This is a genomic window from Treponema berlinense, from assembly GCF_900167025.1.
In the GTDB taxonomy this organism is placed as follows: domain Bacteria; phylum Spirochaetota; class Spirochaetia; order Treponematales; family Treponemataceae; genus Treponema_D; species Treponema_D berlinense.
Window position 1 is genome coordinate 39,353 of sequence record NZ_FUXC01000013.1, and the last position, 21,613, is coordinate 60,965.

At 37.8% G+C, this 21,613-nt stretch carries 23 protein-coding genes; 7 read left to right on the forward strand and 16 right to left on the reverse strand.

Going from position 1 to position 21,613, the window contains the following annotated elements:
• The first annotated feature begins 12 nt into the window (after positions 1–12).
• Both crcB and B5D47_RS09900 read left to right on the forward strand, forming a co-directional pair.
• Positions 13–366: a fluoride efflux transporter CrcB gene (gene crcB / locus B5D47_RS09895; protein WP_078931685.1), complete on the forward strand. Its 354-nt coding sequence runs from the start codon at positions 13–15 to the stop codon at positions 364–366.
• Positions 367–529: 163 nt separating this feature from the next.
• Positions 530–829, forward strand: coding sequence for a hypothetical protein (locus B5D47_RS09900; RefSeq protein ID WP_078931686.1), 300 nt, complete (start codon positions 530–532; stop codon positions 827–829).
• Between the two features lie 3 nt (positions 830–832).
• On the opposite strand, the gene B5D47_RS11875 is transcribed toward B5D47_RS09900, so the two are convergent.
• The 7 genes from B5D47_RS11875 to bioB form a co-directional block, all read right to left on the reverse strand.
• A complete protein-coding gene (locus B5D47_RS11875) occupies positions 833–1,309 on the reverse strand; it encodes a 2'-5' RNA ligase family protein (RefSeq protein WP_327192347.1) in 477 nt (158 codons plus the stop codon).
• A 216-nt stretch (positions 1,310–1,525) separates the two neighbouring features.
• Positions 1,526–2,752: an adenosylmethionine--8-amino-7-oxononanoate transaminase gene (bioA, locus tag B5D47_RS09910; protein WP_234970013.1), complete on the reverse strand. Its 1,227-nt coding sequence runs from the start codon at positions 2,750–2,752 to the stop codon at positions 1,526–1,528.
• 28 nt (positions 2,753–2,780) lie between these two features.
• Positions 2,781–3,464, reverse strand: a complete 684-nt coding sequence (gene bioD / locus B5D47_RS09915; RefSeq protein WP_078931688.1) for a dethiobiotin synthase — start codon at positions 3,462–3,464, stop codon at positions 2,781–2,783.
• Complete coding sequence (locus tag B5D47_RS09920; RefSeq protein ID WP_078931689.1) at positions 3,461–4,036, reverse strand: biotin transporter BioY; 576 nt, start codon at positions 4,034–4,036, stop codon at positions 3,461–3,463. The genes bioD and B5D47_RS09920 overlap by 4 nt, the downstream gene beginning before the upstream one ends.
• Positions 4,033–4,686, reverse strand: a complete 654-nt coding sequence (locus B5D47_RS09925) for an energy-coupling factor transporter transmembrane component T family protein (RefSeq protein WP_078931690.1) — start codon at positions 4,684–4,686, stop codon at positions 4,033–4,035. Before B5D47_RS09925 ends, B5D47_RS09920 begins: the two co-directional genes overlap by 4 nt.
• 161 nt (positions 4,687–4,847) lie before the next feature.
• The gene (locus tag B5D47_RS09935; RefSeq protein WP_078931692.1) at positions 4,848–6,224 is read right to left on the reverse strand and encodes an ABC transporter ATP-binding protein; all 1,377 of its coding nucleotides are present in this window, start codon (positions 6,222–6,224) and stop codon (positions 4,848–4,850) included.
• 83 nt (positions 6,225–6,307) lie between these two features.
• Positions 6,308–7,303: a biotin synthase BioB gene (gene bioB / locus B5D47_RS09940; protein WP_078931713.1), complete on the reverse strand. Its 996-nt coding sequence runs from the start codon at positions 7,301–7,303 to the stop codon at positions 6,308–6,310.
• Between the two features lie 196 nt (positions 7,304–7,499).
• Here bioB and B5D47_RS09945 point away from each other — a divergent pair, with 196 nt between their 5' ends.
• From B5D47_RS09945 to B5D47_RS09955, 3 genes are read left to right on the forward strand one after another with little or no spacing between them, the layout of a single operon-like run.
• On the forward strand, positions 7,500–8,843 hold the full coding sequence (locus B5D47_RS09945; protein WP_078931714.1) for an MATE family efflux transporter: 1,344 nt from the start codon (positions 7,500–7,502) through the stop codon (positions 8,841–8,843).
• A 44-nt stretch (positions 8,844–8,887) separates the two neighbouring features.
• Positions 8,888–9,442 (forward strand): cysteine hydrolase family protein, encoded by a 555-nt coding sequence (locus B5D47_RS09950; protein ID WP_078931693.1) that lies wholly within the window; start codon positions 8,888–8,890, stop codon positions 9,440–9,442.
• 47 nt (positions 9,443–9,489) lie between these two features.
• Entirely contained in the window at positions 9,490–9,927 is a 438-nt protein-coding gene (locus B5D47_RS09955) for a hypothetical protein (RefSeq protein WP_078931694.1), read from the forward strand.
• Between the two features lie 128 nt (positions 9,928–10,055).
• Here B5D47_RS09955 and ribH read toward each other — a convergent pair whose 3' ends face one another.
• The 6 genes from ribH to B5D47_RS09985 all read right to left on the reverse strand — a co-directional run bounded on the left by ribH (position 10,056) and on the right by B5D47_RS09985 (position 16,282).
• Positions 10,056–10,520 carry a 6,7-dimethyl-8-ribityllumazine synthase gene (ribH, locus tag B5D47_RS09960; RefSeq protein ID WP_078931695.1) on the reverse strand — a complete coding sequence of 155 codons (465 nt, stop codon included), beginning with the start codon at positions 10,518–10,520 and terminating at the stop codon, positions 10,056–10,058.
• A gap of 156 nt (positions 10,521–10,676) precedes the next feature.
• A complete protein-coding gene (locus B5D47_RS09965; RefSeq protein WP_078931696.1) occupies positions 10,677–11,879 on the reverse strand; it encodes a bifunctional 3,4-dihydroxy-2-butanone-4-phosphate synthase/GTP cyclohydrolase II in 1,203 nt (400 codons plus the stop codon).
• A gap of 54 nt (positions 11,880–11,933) precedes the next feature.
• Positions 11,934–12,602 carry a riboflavin synthase gene (locus B5D47_RS09970; protein WP_078931697.1) on the reverse strand — a complete coding sequence of 223 codons (669 nt, stop codon included), beginning with the start codon at positions 12,600–12,602 and terminating at the stop codon, positions 11,934–11,936.
• Positions 12,603–12,622: 20 nt separating this feature from the next.
• Positions 12,623–13,750 carry a bifunctional diaminohydroxyphosphoribosylaminopyrimidine deaminase/5-amino-6-(5-phosphoribosylamino)uracil reductase RibD gene (gene ribD / locus B5D47_RS09975; RefSeq protein ID WP_200806576.1) on the reverse strand — a complete coding sequence of 376 codons (1,128 nt, stop codon included), beginning with the start codon at positions 13,748–13,750 and terminating at the stop codon, positions 12,623–12,625.
• 40 nt (positions 13,751–13,790) lie between these two features.
• Positions 13,791–14,957 carry an FprA family A-type flavoprotein gene (locus B5D47_RS09980; protein ID WP_234970015.1) on the reverse strand — a complete coding sequence of 389 codons (1,167 nt, stop codon included), beginning with the start codon at positions 14,955–14,957 and terminating at the stop codon, positions 13,791–13,793.
• Between the two features lie 32 nt (positions 14,958–14,989).
• Positions 14,990–16,282 carry a hypothetical protein gene (locus B5D47_RS09985; protein WP_078931699.1) on the reverse strand — a complete coding sequence of 431 codons (1,293 nt, stop codon included), beginning with the start codon at positions 16,280–16,282 and terminating at the stop codon, positions 14,990–14,992.
• Positions 16,283–16,464: 182 nt separating this feature from the next.
• Here B5D47_RS09985 and B5D47_RS09990 point away from each other — a divergent pair, with 182 nt between their 5' ends.
• Entirely contained in the window at positions 16,465–17,202 is a 738-nt protein-coding gene (locus B5D47_RS09990) for a hypothetical protein (RefSeq protein ID WP_078931700.1), read from the forward strand.
• A 40-nt stretch (positions 17,203–17,242) separates the two neighbouring features.
• On the opposite strand, the gene B5D47_RS09995 is transcribed toward B5D47_RS09990, so the two are convergent.
• The 3 genes from B5D47_RS09995 to B5D47_RS10005 are packed head-to-tail and all read right to left on the reverse strand — an operon-like array spanning position 17,243 to position 20,239.
• Entirely contained in the window at positions 17,243–18,757 is a 1,515-nt protein-coding gene (locus B5D47_RS09995) for a polysaccharide biosynthesis/export family protein (protein ID WP_143592677.1), read from the reverse strand.
• Between the two features lie 2 nt (positions 18,758–18,759).
• Positions 18,760–19,800 (reverse strand): GumC domain-containing protein, encoded by a 1,041-nt coding sequence (locus tag B5D47_RS10000; RefSeq protein ID WP_078931701.1) that lies wholly within the window; start codon positions 19,798–19,800, stop codon positions 18,760–18,762.
• A gap of 31 nt (positions 19,801–19,831) precedes the next feature.
• A complete protein-coding gene (locus tag B5D47_RS10005; RefSeq protein ID WP_078931702.1) occupies positions 19,832–20,239 on the reverse strand; it encodes a helix-turn-helix domain-containing protein in 408 nt (135 codons plus the stop codon).
• Between the two features lie 99 nt (positions 20,240–20,338).
• Between B5D47_RS10005 and B5D47_RS10010 the strand changes: the two genes are divergently transcribed.
• On the forward strand, positions 20,339–21,583 hold the full coding sequence (locus B5D47_RS10010; RefSeq protein WP_078931703.1) for an SLBB domain-containing protein: 1,245 nt from the start codon (positions 20,339–20,341) through the stop codon (positions 21,581–21,583).
• The last annotated feature ends 30 nt before the right edge of the window (positions 21,584–21,613 follow it).

The following is a 21,613-nucleotide window of genomic DNA, read 5'->3' on the forward strand; positions in this document are numbered from 1 at the left end:
CGGCTTAAAAAAATGAACTTTTTTTTCGTAGCCTTAGGCGGAGCCGCAGGTGCCTGCGGCCGATATGCCATTAGCCTTATTCCTGTCAAAACACAATTCCCGGTTCTGACGCTTGTTACAAATTTTTTAGGTGCGGTTCTCATTGGGTTTGTCGTTGGAATCGCAGAAAACAAAAATGTTTCAAAAAACGCAATACTTTTTCTAAAAACAGGAGTTTGTGGCGGATTTACAACATTTTCAACATTCAGTCTCGAAGCCTATAACCTTTTTATGACCAAAAATTACGGACTTTGCGGGCTGTATGTTTTTTTGAGCGTGGCAGGCTGTATAGCTGGAGTCTGGCTCGGGAAAAAAATTTATTTTTAATTTAAAAAATCTCAGTCAAAAAATTACAGCGATATTCCTTGTCATTCTTGCGGTTTATAATGTAAATCAGATCATCTGTTGTTACTCACTTCGTTGCGAAATAACTTAAAAAGTTAATCCTAAAACTGAAGTTTTAATCTTGACTTTTTATTGGAGGACGAAAATGGGAATTATTATAGGATTTATATTTTTTTGTATCATTTTTTTTATAGTTTGCGCATGTATCGGAACAAAAGGACAGTCGCCAAGACAATATCATAATTATGGACACGATTACGACGACGAAGATTTTGACGATGAACGTTCAGATTATGCAGATTTTGAAATCAGATCAGCAAAGGGAAAACGGGATTATTTTTCTGACGATCCTGCACAGGATTATTGCTCGTATTATTCTCAAGTTGCGGACAATGCGGATATGGGCGATCGGGATTCTATAGACGAGATGAACGGAGAATGGTGATTTTTAGCCTTTAAGGTCAAAACGTTTCAATTCTGCAAATGGCGAGCATTGATAAACTGCGACTTCGGAGATATTTGATTCTAAAGGTAATTTAATTTTACTGGCAATGTTTAAAATTTCAGTATGCTGTTTTTGTTTTAATCTTGTGGCGAGGGTAGTGTGAGAAACCCAATTTTCAGGCGTATAATATCCGTTTTCGCCTTTTTCAAATTTTGGAAGAATAAGCTCGTGTAATTTTTTATTTATTTCAGACAAAAATTCATCTTTCTCAGGTTTTAAGAAAAGAACTTTGTTGTTGAAGTTTCCAATTTCGGTGAATTGAATAATGCCTGATTTTTGAGTTTTTGAGAATTCTCCTACAAGTTTTGCGAAAAGTGAAGTGAAACCGCGTATGTAATTAAGGAAGAATCGAAACTCATAACTCTCATTAGATGTTGCTTCTCGCTGTTTACAAAAACAGGAAATAATTTTTGAGCTAATTTATATTCATTTAAGGCGTTTTCTTTATATCTTACCAAGTAGACATAAAAACTTCATAAAAATAATTATACTACGTTTTTATGTTTTTTCTTGGACAGATTATTGTTCCTAACCATGCAAGTTTTATTTTATGATAGACAGAATACACATTACAAGAAGTCAAATGTATCATAGCAAAAAATCATATTTTTCTACTATGATACTTTTTTTATTCTGCTATTGTTTATTCCACCAGGCTTTCATTGTTTCTATTACTTGTGTCAGTTCTGTATCGGTTATTATATATGGAACCATTGCGTACATGATGTTTGAAAAAGGTCTTGCGAATATTCCATTTTTATAGGCAAAGTCCTGATAGCCTGTCAAATCTGCAGGATTATTTGCTTCCACTGCAATGCAGCCGCCCATTATTCTGATTTCTTTTATTTTTGGATTTTTATAGCCGGACAATAGTTTTTTTGAGAATTCCTCAATATGGGAAATTTTTTTCATGCAATTTTCACGTTTGAAAATTTCTAGTGATTTTATTCCTGCGGTCATTGCCAAGGCATTTCCCATAAAAGTTGGTCCATGCATCAATGCTTTTCCGCTTTCATCGGAATAAAACGCTTCGTAAACTTTATCTGACGCAACTGTTGCCGCATGTCCGATATATCCGCCGGTAAGGGCTTTTCCAAGACAAACTATATCTGGAAGAACTAAATCCGAAACAAAACGGTTGCCTGTTCGTCCAAAACCTGTCGCAACTTCATCAAAAATTAAAAGAACGCCATATTCGTCGCAAAGCTCTCTTGCCCGCTTTAAAAAAGAAATATCATACATTTTCATTCCGCCAGCTCCCTGCAAAAGCGGTTCGACAATCATGCAATAATATTCTTCGCCGTGATTTTTAAATGCATCTTCAAGCTCTTCAATATTCGTGTTTATGTGATCGACATTTGTCTTTTGTTTAAAGGCGAAATGATATTCGCTCGAATCGCCTACTTCCATTGTTTTGAATGTATCTCCGTGATACGAATTTTTCAAAGAAAGAACTTTTTCGCGGCGCTGTTTTTTGTTTATATAATATTGCATTGCTATTTTGAGCGCCACTTCGACAGAAACGCTGCCAGAATCAGAAAAAAATACATGGTTCAATGTTCCTGGAAGAAAATCAGCAAGTTTTTCGGCGAATTCCACGGCTCCGTCGTGCGAAAGATTGCACAGCATAACATGAGAGAATTTTTCTGCCTGAGCTTTTATTGCATCCGTAATTTCTGGATTTTTATAACCGTGAATCATGCACCACCAAGAGGAAATTGAGTCAATCATTTTATTGTCGTCCGTATAAAGATATACGCCATTTGCGTCAACAATGTGATACGGAGTTTTCATGTGCTTCATCTGCGCATAAGGATACCAAATTCTCTGATTTTTCATTTTTTCAAATTCTTGTTCGTTCATTTTATTTTCCTATAAAAAATCTGTATTTTTATTCAAAAAGCGAAATCAGGTTTTCTTTTGTTATTTCGATTGAATTGTCGCCGTCTTTTACTTTTGCAACCGTTTTTATACCCGTAAGATGTTCGCACATAAAAATATTGTCTTCTTCCATTACGTTTCCTGGATGATAATGATTGAATATCAGACCGTTTATTTTAAGGTTTTTTGATTTCATGTAATTCACTGTCAGAAGAACATAATTTATCGTTCCAAGTCCGGCATCCGCAACTATTACAGAAGAAAGTCCGAGCGACTTTACAATTTCGTCAAGATAAAGTTCTTTTTTGTCAAAATCAATCGGACAGGTTATTCCGCCGCTTCCTTCCATCAAAACAAAATCGTAATTTGAGCAGGTTTTGTCAAACCATTCGCTTACGACATAAAAATCGACAGGATTTCCTTCGATTCTTGAAGCAAGATGGGGAGAATACGCATTTTCGTAAACATAAGGGCACATTTTGCTGACAGGCTGCTCAATTCCTGAAATTTTCTTTACGAATTCCGCATCGCCTGGAACCAGATTTCCGTCTTTGTCACGGACATTTCCGCTCATTGCGGCTTTAAAATATGCGCAATTTAACTTATATTCGTTCATTTTTTTTAACAAAAGAGCGGAAATATAGGTTTTTCCAACATCGGTTCCCGTTCCTGTTACGAAAAGTTTTTTGCTCATTTTTGAGCCTCGCTTTCGATAAGACCGTTTGCTTTTAGAATCGGAAGAAGTTTTTTTGAAAGAATCGCTGCAACAACGCAAAGAACAATGTCTCCTGGAACTGCAAGCACAAAACAGTAAAGAATCAGCGCTTTAAATCCAATTGGATTTCCAATATAAAAAGTTTTGATAAGCCAAAAATAAACAATTCCCATCAAATATACGACCAAAAGTCCTGCAAAATTTGCAGCCAAAAGTCTTAAAAAAGAGCAAGATTCCATGTTTTTTCCGGCAATAAGTCCTGTCAAAAATGCTCCGGCCGCAAAACCGACAAGATAGCCAAATGTCGGCTGAAGAACATATCCAAAACCGCCGCCAGTTGCAAAAACCGGAACTCCGATAAGACCGAGCATAATATAGCAGAGAACCGAAATTCCGCCGTAAACTGGACCAAGCACAAGTCCTGCGAGCGTCGTAAACAAAAGTTGAAGCGTAAAAGGACAAACTGGAATTGGAATTACAACTTTTGCTCCGATTGTAATAAGAACGATAAAAAGCGCCACATAGACAAGATTTCTAACATTTGATTTCATTTTTTTACTCCCATAATGAAAATTATTAAAATGTAAATTGTGTATATAACAAAAAACAATTTTTCAGAATTTTTGAGCCTGAGTTTTCGTAGACAGGTTCTTTTTTCGCCAAGTCCGTAACATCGCGATTCAAGTGACTGCGAAATTTCATCAGCCTTTCTAAAGGACGAAACTATAAGCGGAATAAAAACTTCTGTATAAGCCATTACCCTTTTGAGCGGATTTTTGTCTTCAAGCCGCGCTCCACGAGATTTTTGAGCCAAACAGATTGAATTATATTCTCCGGAAATTACAGGAATAAATCTTAAGGCAAGCAGCAAAACCGTCACAAAATCATCCGCCGGAAAAGAAAATTTTTTTAACGGAGAAACAAAAGAAGAAATCGCCTTCATCATTTCTCCGGGCGTTGTCGTGTAAGAAATAAGCATTCCGCCAAAATACAAAAGCAAAAAGCGGATTGCGTTTATAAGAGCGGTTTTTAAGCCTAAATCGGTTATTTTGATTTTCCAAATTTCAAGCAGAACATTTCCGTCAGAAATAAACAAATTAAAAAAAACAAGCACAAAAATAAGAATCGCAATTTGCCTGAATCCGCCAAAGGCGACTGAGAGCGGAATTTTTGAACTTATGAGCGCAAAAAAAATAAACAGAACAAAAAAGCGCGACCTGAATTAAAGGCGAATTAACTTTTAGACAGATTGATGCAATCGAATAAAACAAAAGCGCAGATAATTTAATTCTCGGATCCAAAGAATGAACAAAAGAATCCGTCTTGTAATAAACTCCTATGACGTTATTTTTGCTCTTCATGCTACAACCTTTGATTTTTGTTTTGCCTTGAATTTGTGGCAATAACGCAGCACATTCCGTTTGTTTTTTGCATAAAAGAAACCGTTTCTGTAATTGCGTTGACAAATTTATAATCCAGTCCGGCGTCCGATTCATCAAGCAGAAGAATTTCCGGTTCCATTACAAGAATTCCTGCAATCGCCACTACGCGTTTTTGTCCGCCAGAAAGACAGTTTGGCGAAACAGAAAATAATTTTTCTGGAAAATTGAGACGCAAAAGCATTTCTTTGGATTTTTTAATTGCAGAATTTTCATCAAAACCCAGATTTTTAAGTCCGTAAGAAACATCGTCCAAAACAGTTTCTGCAAAAAGATTTTGTTCCGCCACCTGAAAGCAAATTCCCGTTTTTAGAAAATAATTCCGCCTGTCAAATTTTTTTGAATTGATGTTTTTTCCTTTATAAACTACTTCGCCTCTGTCCGGAATTAAAAAACCTTTTATAGTTTTGAGAAGCGCCGACTTTCCACATCCGGAATTTCCTTCAATAAAAACAGTTTCGCCTTTTTTAAGTTCAAATGAAATTCCAGAAACGTCCTGCACCTTAAGGCAAAGTTCGTCTTGAGAATTTTCATTTTCCTGAATTTTTCTATTTTCCATAAAAATTGTCTTATATGGCAAAAAACGTTCTTTAAATTCGCTGATTGAACTTTTATTTTCGTCAGAAAAATAATTTGAATCAAAGACGATTTTTCCTTTTTCGATCTGCAAAATAAAGTCCGCGAGTTCCGCTTCGTCCGGGTGATGAGTTATAAGTATGACCGTGATTTTTTTTTCTGAATGAATTTTTTTTATAAGTTCGAGAACGGTTTTTCTTTCTGTTTCGTCAAGAAAAGCCGTCGGCTCGTCAAAAATCATAATTTTTGGTTGAGAAGCGATTGCGGCGGCTATTGCAACAAGCTGTTTTTTTCCAGCCGGCAATGTTTGAATCTGCGAATGCCGAATTTCTTCAATGCCGCAGTCTTTCAGCGCATTTATAACATTTTCTTCGATTTTATCAGCTTCAAAACCCAAATTTTCGGACATAAAGGCAACTTCTTCTTCAACAAAACTGTTTAAAAGCTGGGTGTCTGGATTTTGAAAAACAAATCCTTCAATTCGTCGGATTTTGGCGAGATTTTCTTTTTTAGAAGTTTCAAGTCCGTCGATAAAAATGCTTCCCGAAGACGGAGTTAAAAGCACATTCATCAGTTTTGCCGCAGTTGATTTTCCAGAACCGTTCTCTCCAGCAATTGCCACAAAACTTCCATCTTCGATTTTAAAATTCATATTATCGAGCACGTCAATTTTTTTATTGTCCGTGCTCAAATAACTGAATGAAACATTTTTAAATTCAATCATTTTTAAATTCCGTATTCACATAAAAGACGATTTTAAAAAGCGTTTTCTTAACAACCGCAGCTTTTTCCGCAGTCGCAGGAACATCAATTTTCGGTATTTGGCTCAAAACTCCTTCCAAGAGAAGCAAGAAGTTTTTTGTCAATTTCGATTGTTGTTCCGCAAGTTGTAAGCATATCTCCTGTAATCGAAGCGCTTGCTCCAGAATTGAACGCTTTTTCTCCCGAATTGCTAAGAAGTTTTCTTCCTGCCGCAAGGCGAATATTTGCCTGAGGATTTATATAACGGAACATTGCAATAGTGCGAAGAATTTCATCTTCCGAAAGAGATTTTATATTTTCGTAAGGAGTTCCAGGAATCGGCATAAGAGCGTTAATCGGAATAGATTTGATTCCAAGTTCGGAAAGAGAAATTGCCATATCAAGGCGGTCTTCAAAAGTTTCTCCCATTCCAATAATTCCGCCAGAACAAACGCACAGCCCCTCTTTTTGCGCAGCTTTTATTGTCGCAATTTTCATTTCGTAAGTGTGAGTTGTACAGATGTTCGGAAAATTTCTTTTTGAAGTTTCAATATTGTGATGATAGCTCGTAACTCCAGCTTCCCGAAGCGCACGAAACTGTTCTGAACTCAAAAATCCCATTGAAGCGCACAAATTGATTTTTAACTGCGAGTGCATTTTTTTATAAACCGAAAGAGCTTTTTCAAAATCATTTCCGCTTACAGATTTTCCGGCGCAAACAATTGCAAAACGATTTACTCCGGCGTTTTGATTTTTTTCTGCCTCGCTTATAATTTTTTCTTCGTCAAGAAAAGGATAAACTTCGCAGGAAGTATGATTAAACGAACTCTGTGCGCAAAATTTGCAGTTTTCCGAGCAATGTCCGCTCCGTCCGTTAATAATCGAACACAAGTCAACGCGGTTTCCTGAATATTTTTTTCTGATTAAGTCCGCACCTTCTGTCAGTTTTTGAAGATTGCAGTTTTTAAAGAATGAGAGATTGTCTGTTCTCAAAAGCCTTTTTCCGTCACCAATTTCTTCAGCAAGGGCAAATACATCAAATAAATTTTCTGTTTCAGCCATTTTTTTTACCTTTAATTTGATATGGCTGAGATTGTAAAACATTTGAAAAGTATTGTAAACCGCTTGTTAAAAATATTTGGTTTACAATTCAAAAATAAAACTTTATATAATAGAAGACTTTTATCGTTTTTTCAGATTTACAAAGTTTGCTTTTATGATACACTATTGCGAATTCATCACTTTAATTGAGCAAAAAATGAAAAGCATTGAAATGGATATGACCCAGGGTTCGCTTTTTAAAAAGATTTTTATCTTTAGCGTGCCTCTTGTAATTACAAATGTTCTCCAAATTTTATTCAATATGACGGACACGGCAGTCGTAGGACGTTTTGCCGGTTACCTGCCTTTGGGTTCTGTTGGTTCTACCGGACAAATGGTCTTTTTTTGTTCGGGAATTTTAACCGGACTTGGCGGCGGAGTAAACGTTTTGGCGGCAATCTGCGTTGGTCAAAAAAATTATAAAGATTTTGAAGTTACAGTCAGAGCGTCTGCCGTCGCATGTTTTTGCATTGGAATTTTGCTTTTGGTTGCCGGTATATTTTCTGCCACAGGAATTCTCAAACTTTTAAACACCAAACCAGAACTATTGCACGATGCGGTCGTTTATTTTAAAATTTATATGCTCTGTATGCCGGCAATGGCAATGTACAATTTTGGAAATGCCATTTTAAGCGCCCAGGGCGACACCCGCTCTCCCCTTCTCTACCTGATTGCGGCAGGAATTGTCAACGTTTTTCTCGATTTGCTGCTCGTAATTGCTTTTAAACTTTCAGTTATTGGAGTTGGCGTTGCAACCGTAATTGCGCAGTACATTTCTTGTATTCTTACTTTATGGAAAATCTACAAAGTTCTGTCAAAAAACAATTTTGATTTTAAGTACAGACAGATTTCTAGTTACAAAATTTTACAGATAATCAAAATCGGCGTACCAGCAGGCCTTCAAAACGCAATTTTTGCAATTGCAAACCTTTTTATCGTTGCAGCCGTAAACTCTTTTGACGCTGCCATGGTTGCCGGAAATGCCGCTACAATGAATGGCGACAACCTCGTTTTTAACATTATGTCCGCATTTTACACTGCCGGCGCAACTTTTATCGGACAAAACCTCGGAGCGCACAAAAAAAAGCGAATTCTTAATTCATATTTTATAAGCATGGGTTACGCTGCCATTGCAGGCTTTGTGCTTGGAGGCGTTCTCTTTGCCTTTGGACAGGAATTTTTATCACTCTTTACAAAAGACCAGACCGTTGTCGACTATGCAATGCAAAAATTCAAAATTATGACTTTTAGTTTTGGAATTTCTGCCTTTATGGACGGAACAATTGCCGCAAGCCGAGGACTCCGCAAAACTTTAGTGCCTTCAGTTATGGTTTTTATAGGTTCTTGTGTTTTGCGCGTAATCTGGGTTTTTACGATTTTTGCACATTTCAGAACAGTCGAAAGCCTCTTTTTGCTTTATCCGTTCAGCTGGGCGGTTACCGCGGTTTTTGAAATCGTTTATTTTGCAATCATTTACAAAAAAGAAACAGCCGACATGTAAACAGACAAAAATCTGTTTTTTGAGGGTTTTGACAGGAGTTTGAATTGAAAAAAGACGATTTACTTTTGATAGTCGATATGCAAAATGTTTATGCCCGTGGCGGAAAATGGGAATGCCTTGACACCGAAGGAGCGGCTCAAAACCTCCAAAAAATTATTGCCCACGGACTAAAAAACGTAATTTTTACACGTTTTATAGCAAACGAAACTTCTCCAAAAGGCGTTTGGGCAGACTACAACAAAAAGTACAGCGATGTAAATTCAGACTTTTACGCAAACCAAATGTTAAAAGAATTTGAACCTTCCTTAAAAAAATTTCCTCTTTATACAAAAAGCGTCTATTCTTCGCTTGCAATTCCAGAAGTTTTAGAAGCCTGCAAAAAAGCAGGACGCGTCGTTATTGGCGGAGTTGTTGCCGAATGCTGCGTTTTGTCCACCGTTTTTGCCTTAATTGACGAAGGAATTTACACAGTTTATTTGACGGACGGAACAAGCGGACTCGACAAACCAAAAGAAGACGCCGTCAAACTGACATTCTCCGGCCTTTCTCCTCTGCACCTAAAAATGATGACAACTCAAGAATATCTTCAGGAAAAATAAAAACCAAAAAACTTGAAAAACCTAAAGCCATAGGTTATATTGAAAAAATGAGCAAAAAAACACAGGAAATCCGTTCCATTTTTCAAGAACTTGGCAGTTTACAAAAAAGAATCGAAAACCTAAAATCTCAAGCACCCGAACTCGAAGAAAAAAACAGCCGCGAAATAGACGAAATCAGTTTTAATCTCGCCCAAAACCTGACAAAACTGGAATTCTGGTTCAACTCGCTCTACGCCTACAACGGAAAATCAAAAAGCGTCGCCAAAAAACTAAGCAGCCGGCAAAACGGAAAAAAAGGCGGCCGCCCGCCAAAAAAAATAACGCTCCTCCGCCAGCGAAAAACCGAACTCGAAGAAAAAATCCTGCCTTCTCTCGAACACGAACTAAAATTCACCGACAGCAGCTTGCGTTTAGAGCAGTTGCCCGAAGAAATAAAAAATGCCGGCCTGGAACTCCAAAAAATAATCCAGGAACTCGAAAACTAATTTTTATTTCGGGCGGCACGGCAACAAGTTGCCGTCGGGCTTTGCGCAGTTCCGGCTTTCGCCTTCATTGTCGGATTTTCCGCAGAAAATCCGGCAACGCTGCGCGCTGCTCCAATCCCTGCCGCAAATTAAATTTTCTTAAAAAGATTTATCATTTCAAGAGCGCCCAATGCGCAGTCATAGCCTTTATTTCCGGCTTTTGTGCCTGCACGCTCAATCGCCTGCTGAATTGTATCTGTTGTTAAAATTCCAAACATTACCGGTAAACCTGTATTAAGAGAAACCTGAGCAATACCCTTTGAAACTTCTGCACAAACGTAGTCGTAATGGCTCGTAGCTCCGCGGATTACCGCACCAAGACAGATTACTGCGTCATATTTTTTGCTTTCTGCAAGGTGTTTTGCCGCTACAGGAATTTCAAAGCTTCCTGGAACCCAGCACAAATCAATGTTTTCTTCTTTTACATCGTGGCGTAAAAGTCCGTCACGTGCTCCTTCAATCAATTTGCTTACGATAAATTCGTTAAAGCGGGCTGCAACAATTGCAATTTTTGGATTTCCTTCAGAAACCAGTTTTCCTTCTAAAATATTCATTTATTCTCCTACAAAAATATGTTATTTAAACGGGCAATTCCTGCGTTAGGGGGTGGAGCCATGCCAAAGGCAGTGCGCAAGCACCGCGCGCAGCAAGTGACGGAACACCCGACTTTGGCGGCAAACCGCCAAAGGAACGCCCTTTTTTTGTATAAATTACAGAAAATGTCCCATTCGCACGCGTTTTGTCGTCAAATACTGAATATCCTGAGGTCTTGTCGGAACCGCCAAAGGAATGCGCTCTGTAATTTCGATTCCTGTGTCTGCGCCGTTTATCTGGTTTATTTTGTCAGGATTGTTCGTCAAAAGGCGGATTTTTTTGATTCCAAGTTCCTTGAGCATCTGGATTCCGCAGTTATAGTCCCGTGCGTCTGCCGGAAGTCCGAGAGCCAGATTTGCATCGACGGTGTCCATTCCGCGGTCTTGAAGCGCATACGCTTTTATTTTGTTTAAAAGACCGATTCCACGGCCTTCCTGACGGAGATACAAAAGAACTCCACGGCCTTCTTCTGCAATTTTTGTCATTGCCGCAGAAAATTGATCGCCACAATCGCATTTTAAAGAGCCAAATGTATCGCCTGTCAAACATTCGCTATGAACGCGGCACAAAATGCTGTCTTCGCCGTTTACATTTCCCATTATGAGAGCCGCGTGTTCCGCTCCTGTGATTTTGTCCAAAAATCCGACGAGCTTAAAATTTCCCCATTTTGTCGGAAGTTTTGCTTCAGCAACTTTTTCCACGATTTTTTCGTGAGTTTTTCTGTATTTTATGAGCTGTTCAATCGTAACGAGCTTTAAATTCCATTCAGCCGCCATTTTTTTGAGTTCTGAAAGGCGCGCCATGTGTCCGTCTTCACTCATAATTTCGCAACAAAGTCCTGCCTGAGTCAAACCTGCAAGCCTGCAAAAATCAACTGTCGCTTCTGTGTGCCCTGTCCGCTCAAAAACTCCGCCCTCTTTTGCAACAAGCGGAAACATATGGCCCGGACGGCGGAAATCTTCCGGTTTTGAAGTTTTGTCGGCAACTGCCATTGCTGTAACGGAACGGTCAAAAGCGCTGATTCCTGTCGAAGTTTTTATGTGGTCGATACTGACGGTGAATGCGGTTTCGTGGTTGTCCGTATTGTCCGCAACCATCTGCCCAAAACCAAGATTTTTTGCAATCAGACGGCTCATTGGCATACAGATAAGGCCTTTTGCCTTTGACGCCATGAAATTTAAAATTTCTGGAGTTGCAAATTCGGCGGCACAAATTAAATCGCCTTCATTTTCTCGGTCTTCGGCATCCGTAACCATAATCATTTTACCGGCTTTTAAATCTGCCAAAGCCTCTTCTATTTTATTGATTCCTTCTGTCATTTTTTCTCCTTATAAAACACCGCGTCAGCAGTGAGCCATGACTCCCTGTAAAATTCAATGAAAACTCGTAAAACTTGTCATAAAATTTTCGAGCAATTTTTCTTCATCATCTGCGTTTTTAGAATTTTTGTAATTTACAAAATGTTCGATGTATTTTCCTACGAGATCACATTCAATATTCACGTAAGAGCCATTTTGCATTTTGCTCAAAGTCGTATTCTTCCATGTATGCGGAATTACGGCAACGCTAAAAACAGTTTCGCTTTCTCCGTAATTTACGCTTGCAACCGTCAAGCTTATTCCATCAACACAAACCGAACCTTTTTCGATTATGAATTTTCCAATTTCCGCCGAAACCGCAATCTTTATGTTTACGGCGTTTTGTTCGTTTTGAGAAGAAACAAAAATTCCTGTTCCGTCAATGTGTCCGCTTACAATGTGCCCGCCGAACCGTCCGTCTGCCTTCATCGCGCGTTCAAGATTTACTTCGCAGCCTGATTTTAAGCCGCCGAGGCTTGTTCGTCTAAAACTTTCTGGAGTCACGTCGGCTGTAAAGCTGTCCGAACTTTTTGAAGTTACTGTCAGACAAGTTCCATTTACGGCAACACTTTCGCCCAAAACCAAAGAACTGGCAAAAGAACATTTTATGTTCAAAACAAGAGAAGAAGAGCTTTTTAAGATTGAATTGATTTTTCCTTTTTCTTCAACAATTCCTGTAAACATTTTGATTTTTGCCTTCTTTTTTAATTTTGGAGAACATATTTTAGAAGAATATCTTCTCCAAAAACTTCAATTTGCGGTTTTCCAAGATTTATACATTCCGACGGAAGCTCAATTCCCTTTCCTTTTACAGGATTAAAAATTGTGTGACCGTCGTTTCCAAAAATTTTTGGCGCAATGTAAACCTGCAATTCCTGAACAAGTCCTTTTTCTTCAAAGAAAAAACTTCCGTTCAAAGTTCCGCCGCTTTCTACCAAAACAGAATCTATTCCCATCTCGCCCAAAACCTTAAGCTGGCTGTAAAGAAGCGAATGATTTTTTTCCGGTTTTGCAGACAAGACTTTTACTCCACGGATTTCCAAAACCTCTTTTTTTATAAGTTCAGTTTTGGTCAGTTCAGGCTTGCAAAAAACAATTACAGGAATTTCTTTCGCCGTCTGAACCAAAGCGCTTTCCGGATTAAGCTTTAAATGGCTGTCTAAAACCACGCGAACCGGCTGCCTGTGCTCCAAACCGTCGTCAAGGCGGACATTGAGCATTGGATTGTCTTTCTTTGCAGTTCCAATTCCTGTCAAAACCGCCATTACGTTTGCGCGGGTCTGGTGCACATTTTTGCGCGCCAACTGTCCTGTAATCCAGCGGCTTTCGGCTTTTGAAGTTGCAGTCTGTCCGTCCGCCGTTATTGCGTATTTTAAAATTACATAAGGCATCTTGTTTTTTATGTAATGAAAAAATACTGGATTCAATTTATCACATTCTTCTTTCAAAAAACCAGCCGTAACTTTAATTCCGGCAGCTTCGAGAATTTTTTTCCCTTTGCCGTTTACAAGAGGATTTGGGTCGCTGCTTCCATAGATTACTTCCGAAATTCCACTTTCGATAATGGCCTGAGTGCACGGAGGTTGTCGTCCTGTATGACAACAAGGCTCAAGGGTTACATAAATTGAAGCGCCGCGAACATCGACATTTTTTTCGGCAGCATTTTTTAGAGCGTCGCGTTCGGCATGCAGACTGCCAAGTTTATGGTGCCAGCCTTCTGCAATAATTTTACCGTTTTTTACAATCACTGCGCCGACAAGCGGATTCGGATTTGTAAAACCACGGCCTTTTTCTGCAAGGGCAATGGCACTTTTCATAAATTCTTCTTTCATCAAAATAGTTTTATATCAAACTAAATTATAATTCAAGAGCTTATATCAATTTTTCAGCAAAATTTTCAAGCTGCTTTTCAACTTCTTCGTTTACGGCAATTTTAATCGTAACCTTTTCTTCCAGAATTTTTATTTCTTTCAAAGGCTCGAACATTTTTGCCATAGTTTTTGCTGCAAGTGGCGCCCAGGAACAATTTTCAATAAAACCAACCGTTCTGTTTTGAAAATTTCTCTCTACAAGGTGAGCGATAAATTCCCGCATTTTAGGAAAAACTTCGGTATTGTAAGTTGTCGAAGCCAAAACAAGTTTTTTATAACGGAAAGCGTCGGCAACACATTCAAAAATGTCATTTCGCGCAAGATCTTTTATCAAGACATTTTTGCAGCCTTTTTCTTTTAAAATTTCTGCAAGTTTTTCGGCTGCCTGCTTTGTATTTCCATAAACAGAAGTATAAGCAATAAAAATTCCGTCTGTTTCCGCTTCGTATTTTGACCAGGTATCATAATATTGAATATATTTTTCCAGATTTGAATCAAGAACCGGTCCGTGCAAAGGGCAAATTTTTTGGATTTCAAGGTTTGCCGCCTTTTTAAGAACTGCCTGAACATTCGCGCCAAATTTTCCAACAATTCCAAAATAATAGCGTCTGGCTTCGTCCGTCCAGTCATTCGCAGAAGGAACATCCAAAGCTCCGAATTTTCCAAATCCATCTGCGCTAAAGAGAATTTTTTCCGTACTTTCGTAAGTGAACATAACTTCCGGCCAATGCACATTTGGAGCGGCAATAAAATTCAAGACATGTTTTCCAAGTTCAACTTTAGAGCCTTCCGAAATTACAATCTGCCGCTCAGAAAAATCCGTACCGAACATATTTTTCATCAAATTAAACGCCATTTTAGACGAAACAATTTTTGAATCCGGATATTTTTTCATAAAAGCGGCAATATTTGCCGAATGATCCATTTCCATGTGCTGCACAACCAAAAAATCCGGCTTTTTACCAGACAACACGTTTTCGATATTTTTGAGCCATTCTTCTCCAAAATTCCTATCAACGCTGTCCATAACGGCAATTTTTTCATCAAGAATAAGATAAGAATTATAAGACATTCCCTCAGGAACAGAAAACTGTCCTTCAAACAAATCGATTTTGTGGTCATTAACACCAACAAATTTAACCGAATCCGAAATTTTCATATCATTCATGGCACCGCCTCCTATAAAAATGTGTCAAAATTTTAGAGTAAAACTTCGCTTATAACCTTCCCCGACAATTTTTTTACAGTATCCTTGCCAGCATCAATATCGCTTCCGATTTTTTGGCCAGTTTTAGCAGCAATACTGCAAAAATCATTTTTAAAATCTTCCAGATGAACCGTGTCCGTCAATTGCAGCAGAAGCGAAATAAAAAACATTACGATATAAAGAGCACCGTAAATTCCCATCGCCTCACTTATTTCCGTTATATGCGAAATTCCAATAATTACCAGAATAATCCACAAAAATCCGGAAATCGACCTTGCTCCAATCCAGGAAAGAAGAATTATGAGCAAAAGGCAGGTCTGACTGTTTATGTTCAAAACCGGCACATTCCAAACCTCGTTTCCGACAAACATTGAACAAAGTCCGGAAATAGCCCAGATATTTAAAATCGCCTGCACAACCGAAAAAAACACCTGTTCCGCCGAATCTTTCTTAAAAAAATTATACCGCAAAAGATAAGAACCATAAATAAAAACCGCGGCAATCGCAGTCAGCATTGTAGCCTGCACAGAAACATCTTTTTCGATTTTATGTGTAAAAAACCAAAAATAAGTTTTGGAAATTTCGCTTTTAAAAGTAAGAAAGGAAATTATAACCGGCACAAGCATTAAAAAAACGCCTGCAATTTCCATCCAACGCTTGTTTTTTTGCACCGAAGACAGATTTTTTCCAAGAAGCTTTTCAAAAAAAGTCGGTTCGCCGAATTTTTTATGCCGGAACGTATCCACCGTAATAAAGCCAGTCAAAATCAAAAGAAGAATAATTCCAAAACCAGCCATAAAACACAAAGGCCGCCTCAAATCCTGCATCTGTTTTTGTTTTAGAATATTTTCCTGAACAGTCTTGTCGTAACGAACCAGCCAGTCTCTTTCAATCCGGTTCTGTTTTTTAAACTCGATTACAAGATTTTCCGTTTTTCTTTCTATATAAATGTCGTCCCTCAAAAATAAATCGCCGTTTTCGCTCTTAAAAAGAATTCTGTATTTAACTCCATTTTTTAATTGCCAGTTTTTTTCGCAAGCAATGCTTTTTTCGTCAAATTCTTCGCCGTAAAACTCAGCCTTGCGCTGCATTTTTCTTAAAGTTCTTTCAAATTTTGACGCCGGCAAAAGATTTACACTCTGCTGAACCGGAGGTTTTTCGCCTTCGATTACAAAAATTGACGTTATTACAGAATTTGTGCCGTTTCTTAAAATCACATTGCTTGCCGCACTCAAAAAACACAGCCCAAAAACAGCAGACCAGCAAAAACAAAAAAATCTCTTCATTCAAACTCCAAAAACCTCAGTTTTTTCGCTTCGTAAAAAACCATATATTAAATAATAACCGCGGTTTAAAAAATCATCAAATATAAACTTGCACGCAATCAACTCAATGCAATCAATCTATTTAAACAACCTTTCTTTTCTGTTATTCTAATAATCCAACTAAAAATGAACAGGAGTTTACAATGAACTTTGAAAATACACAGGTCTGGGGTTTTGAACACGCAATCCGCGGAATGAGAAATCCAAAAAACAGCTGGGCAAAATCTGACAGCACTTTTAACGGTATTCAGGCAAATATCGGTTCCGCCGACTTAAAACTTATGCAGACACTCATAAAAAGCGGCTCAGAACATCGAAAATTTTTGCGCCAGATTTTTGTTTCTGTAGATATTACCGCACCAATGTACTGGTGGAGCGAATTTGACACTTACAAAGTTTCGACAGTTGCAAATTCAACAAGCAAAATGCACAAACTCGCTTCAACGCCAATCACTTTTGACTGTTTTGAACACGACGATTTTATAAACACCGATTGCGGTTCAACCTTCAAAGACGCTCAATCTGCCTGGCAGTCTTTAATTGAAGTTCTCGAATCACTCAGAAACAAATTCAACGAAACAAAAGAAAAAAAATACTGGAAAGAACTAATTCGCCTTCTTCCGGAAAGCTGGCTTCAAAAACGCACAGTAACAATGAATTACGAAAATCTTCTCGGAATGTGCTCGAACGGACAAAGACGGCACCACAAACTAAACGAATGGTCGGGCGAAGACAATCCATCTCTTAAAAATTTCATTTCCTGGGCAAAAACACTTCCATACGCACAGGAACTGCTCTTCCAAAAAACAAGAATGGAAGAACTTGCCGAAGAAAATGTAGAATTAAAATCGGCCTTAAAAAAACTTGAAGCCAATTCTTAACAAAAAACCGGTTTGAAAAACTTCAAACCGGTTTTTTGCTTTAATTTATTACTCCAGTCACTGCAAGAACAGAAATACTTGTCGAAACTGCCGACAAAATCGTTGTTATTACAGGAGCGTATTGATTAAAATAATACAGTCCGCTGTTTGCTTTTGCGTCAATTGTCATTTCCGGCAAAATAAATTCAGTCTTTTTATGTTTTTTCCCGTTAAGGTCAATTATTGTTACTGCATCCATTGTATTCTTTTCTTTAATAAATCCACCAGCAAGCCCAACGTAGTAATCCCAGGTTCTGTCAGGAATATACGGATACCGTCCAGGAGAATAAACTGCGCCGGAAACCGTCACAAAGAACTGCTTAAAAGGAACAATAAGACGGTCATTGTATTTAATTTCAATCTTACTGTAATAAGTTGCATCATAAAGCATTTTTGAAAGATCAACAGGAATAGTTTCTGATCCCCGCAAAATATAAGCGTTTTCCAAATCCGAAACATTTGTAAACATATTTTTATTTTTTCTTAAAAAAAATGCGTAATCTTCACCATTGTTAAATCTCATGGCAATTTTTGTAGAAGCGACAAGATTAGTGTTAGTGTTAGTGTTAGTGTTAGTGTTAGTGACTGCGCCTTCGACAAAAACTACAGGCTTTAAATCTTCAAAAGTGGAAATTTTAATTTCATCATAACAAATAAGCTTAAAATCGTCCACATAAGACTGTTCGTTCAAATACAATTTTTCACCAGAATCATGATTTCCTGTAACAGAACGATAAAGTTCAATTCTTGAAAGGTCAGCCAAAGATTTTAAACCATTGCCATAATAATCGATAAGTTTTTTTAAGTTTTCTCCATCAAGAAGTTCATAAACTCCAGGACGTTCAACAGCCCCATTCAAGGCAACACGGCGAGTAATTCTGTTTACGACAATTTTGTCGCCAGGACGCAAATAAGGATTCTGCGATAAATCACCTTTTCTGTCAGCGAGAAATAAATCATAAGTTTTTTCTTCGCCACTTTCCGAAATAATTTTTATATTCCTTGAAGACGAATAATCCGTAAAACTTTCTTTTATAAAAGTAGAAAGTCTTGTCAAAGCCCAGGCATTTTTCTGAACAGTCTTAACAACTTCACCCGTAATTGTCACACGAAAAGTTGCCGGAGAAGTAAGAACAAACTGAACTCCGCCCATCGGATAGTTTTTCTGAACGATTCCAGTAACTATGTTTTTTAACTGAAGATATGTAAGATTTTTGCAGTCTATTACACCAAGGTTAGCAATGCGGATTTTGTAAGTCGAGTCCACAGGAATTGAATAAGAAACTGAAGTTTCTCCAGCAGCAAAAGCCAGGGTATAAACATCACCGGCAGTTACAGGATACGAACTTTCCGACATTGCAAGCTGTGCGTCTGGAGTGTCATTTGCCTGATGTCCAATTTTCGACTTTGAATCAACAGATGGTATTAACAAATTTTCATCTTGTGCAAAAGCAAAACCAGAACCCAACAATAAAACTATAATACCAAGTTTTATAAAATTTCGTAAAATTTTCATATTTAAACACTCTCTTTTTTTGTCTTTAAATTAAGTTTTTTCTGCGCTTCAGGATCATTTTTTATGTTCTGCCAGGCATTCAATGCAAAAGCCATAAAAACCGAAATAAAAAATGCTGCAAAAGTAATGATTATGCAAAGTTTTCCGCGGCTAGGCTTGCTCTTCATATCCGGAATTTCCGGACGCTCAAGAATCTGAAAAACAGGCTGTTCACTTTGCATTTTCACTTTCAAAAGTTCATACTGGGTTTTTAACTGTTCATAAACTTTCTGCTGCGCGCTTAATTCCATTTGAATTCTTGCAGTTTCGATTGAAACATTCGGGCCGCCCCAAATAGAAACGCCCTTATTTACAGACGCACCCAAATTCTGAGCTTCTTTTTCGAGCTTTAAGATTTCTTTGTACGTTGCGTCAATATTTGCCTCAAGATTCTTTTTTTCAATCCGGTTAGAATCAAGTCCCAATTCATCAAAGCGGTTTTGCATCCAGTCAACGGCAAAATTTACAACATCTCTTGCAAAAACAGGATCAGTGTCCGTAAAACTTATTGTAAAAACGCTGCTTTCATCGTCATAAGTAGAAACAAGAGTCTTTTTTAAAGCCTTTCTTGTGCTTGTAACCGGGAATTTTTCAATTTTATAACGTTCAGTCAAATTGAATTTTTTATTAACTGCGTCCAAATATTCATTTGAAGTGCTTAAATAATTTGCGAGCGAACTGCGGGAAGAGCCTCCGCCACCAACACTAACTCCTGCAAGACCTGCAAGCGAAGAAAGAGAGCCAGATAAACCGCTTGAACCAGAATCTTCTTTTATAAGCATGTGAGCCTGAGGCGTAAATTGATTTGGAAGAGGAGATTTTTCTGGCGGCAATTTTAAAGAAATTATAGAAAAAACTACAGCTCCAATTATTGCAAGTCCTGTAACTGCAATAATCATAAATTTATAATGAAGAAGAACTGCAATTAAATCCAAAAGCGAAATTTCATCGTCATTCTGCTCCGTATTCTGTGAAGCAGATTCTATATTTTGTGAATTTTCCATTCTGACAGTATAAAAAAATAAATACCTTAATTCAATACACTGTTGCAATATGAATAATCATACTTTCGATCGGTTGTTTTATTGCAGAAGGAATTTTCTCAAGGCTGTCAATTATTTTCCGGTTTCTTCTATAAAATTCAATATACTGATTTTCTGTTTGATGCAAAGAAGAACTGTTGTTCTGATCCGTTTGTTTTTTTTCTTCCTTTGAAAGGCTCTCTGCTGCCGGACGAATTTCTAAATCTTTTTCGTTAATCAGATATTCGAGAGGAACCTCCAGAACTTTTGCAATTTTTAATGCTGTATCTACTCTTGGCATACTTTCACGTTCAATACCAAGACCAATGCCCTGATAAGCAATATTTGCGCGAAAAGCTAATTCTTTGCGGGAAATTCCCTTGTATTCAATTTCCATTTCAACGTTTTGCCAAAAACTCATTTTTGCATTCTACTACTTTAGTAGTTTTTTGAAGTTGATTTTCTACAAACGATATACTAAACTACTACAGTAGTTTTTTTTCGAAGGGAGTGTATAACCTTGCGTTTTTTTAAAACATCTATTGTAGCTTCTTTTTTTATTGCCTTTGTTCCTTGCCTTGTTTTTTCGCAGGCACAAATTGCAGATTCAGCCGGAGCTTCAGAATCGGTAAAAGAAGAAAAATCTCTTTTTCAGGCAAATGCACAACTTGCCATGTCGAGCGCAGATTATCAGGTTACGGCAGGCGACACTTATGCCCTTTCCTTTTACTCAAACGGAACATCCGTTTCCTACACAATTACAGTAGATTCATCATATAAAATCCGAATTGCAAATTTGGGTTCTCTAAATTGCAAAGGACTTTCTTTTTTGCAGCTTAAGCAAAACATCGAAAATCTCGTAATGAAAAACTATCCGCTCAGTGTAGTAACCTTTGTTATGCTCCAGCCAGGAATTTTTAAAGTCGTAATAAAAGGCGAAGTTTCCGCCGTCCACGAAGAAAATGCCTGGGCATTAACCAGACTTTCCGCAATTGTCGCCAAAGCAGGACTTACAGAACAATCTTCAACCAGAAACATAAAAATAACAAACCAGAATGGCAAATCAAAAATCTGTGATTTATTTAAAGCAAGACGCAACGGCGATTTTTCGCAGGATCCATATTTGCGTCCAGGCGACACAATCGAATTTTTCAGGCGCAACCGCAAAGTTTCAATCTCCGGCTCAGTAGAACGCGAAGGCACTTATGAACTTTTGGCAGACGAAAATCTTAGCGATTTAATCAGCTCCTATGCTCACGGCACAACCAAAACCGCAAATCTCACAAAAATCCGCCTTATCCGCGTAAGCGAAAAAGACGAAAAAATCCAGAAAATCACATACCTTACAAAATCCGACATAGATAAAAATTATATTCTCAACGACAAAGACTCTGTCTATATTTATGATTGGCACGAAGAACAACCGTTTATCGAGTTAAAGGGAATTATCAAAAATCCGCAAACCGGCGCAACCACAAATGACGCTTACAATGCCGCTTCTTACAATATATATAGAACAAAAATTCAATTTTTTGCCGACGAAAACTATTCTTCGTTAATTTACCGAATTCGAGATTTATTTACTGTTTTTTCAGATTTAAAAAATGCATACGTCCAGCGCGAAGACCAGAAAATCGCAATCGAAGCGCAAAAAATACTGGACGAGCCTCAGTTTATAAGTCCATATTTAGTTCAAAAAGGCGACGAACTGGTTATTCCGTACAAGAAGATGTTTGACGACAATTCCTCAGGTCTTGATTTTTAGAATTTACAACTTCTTAAAGTTTTGCCTCAA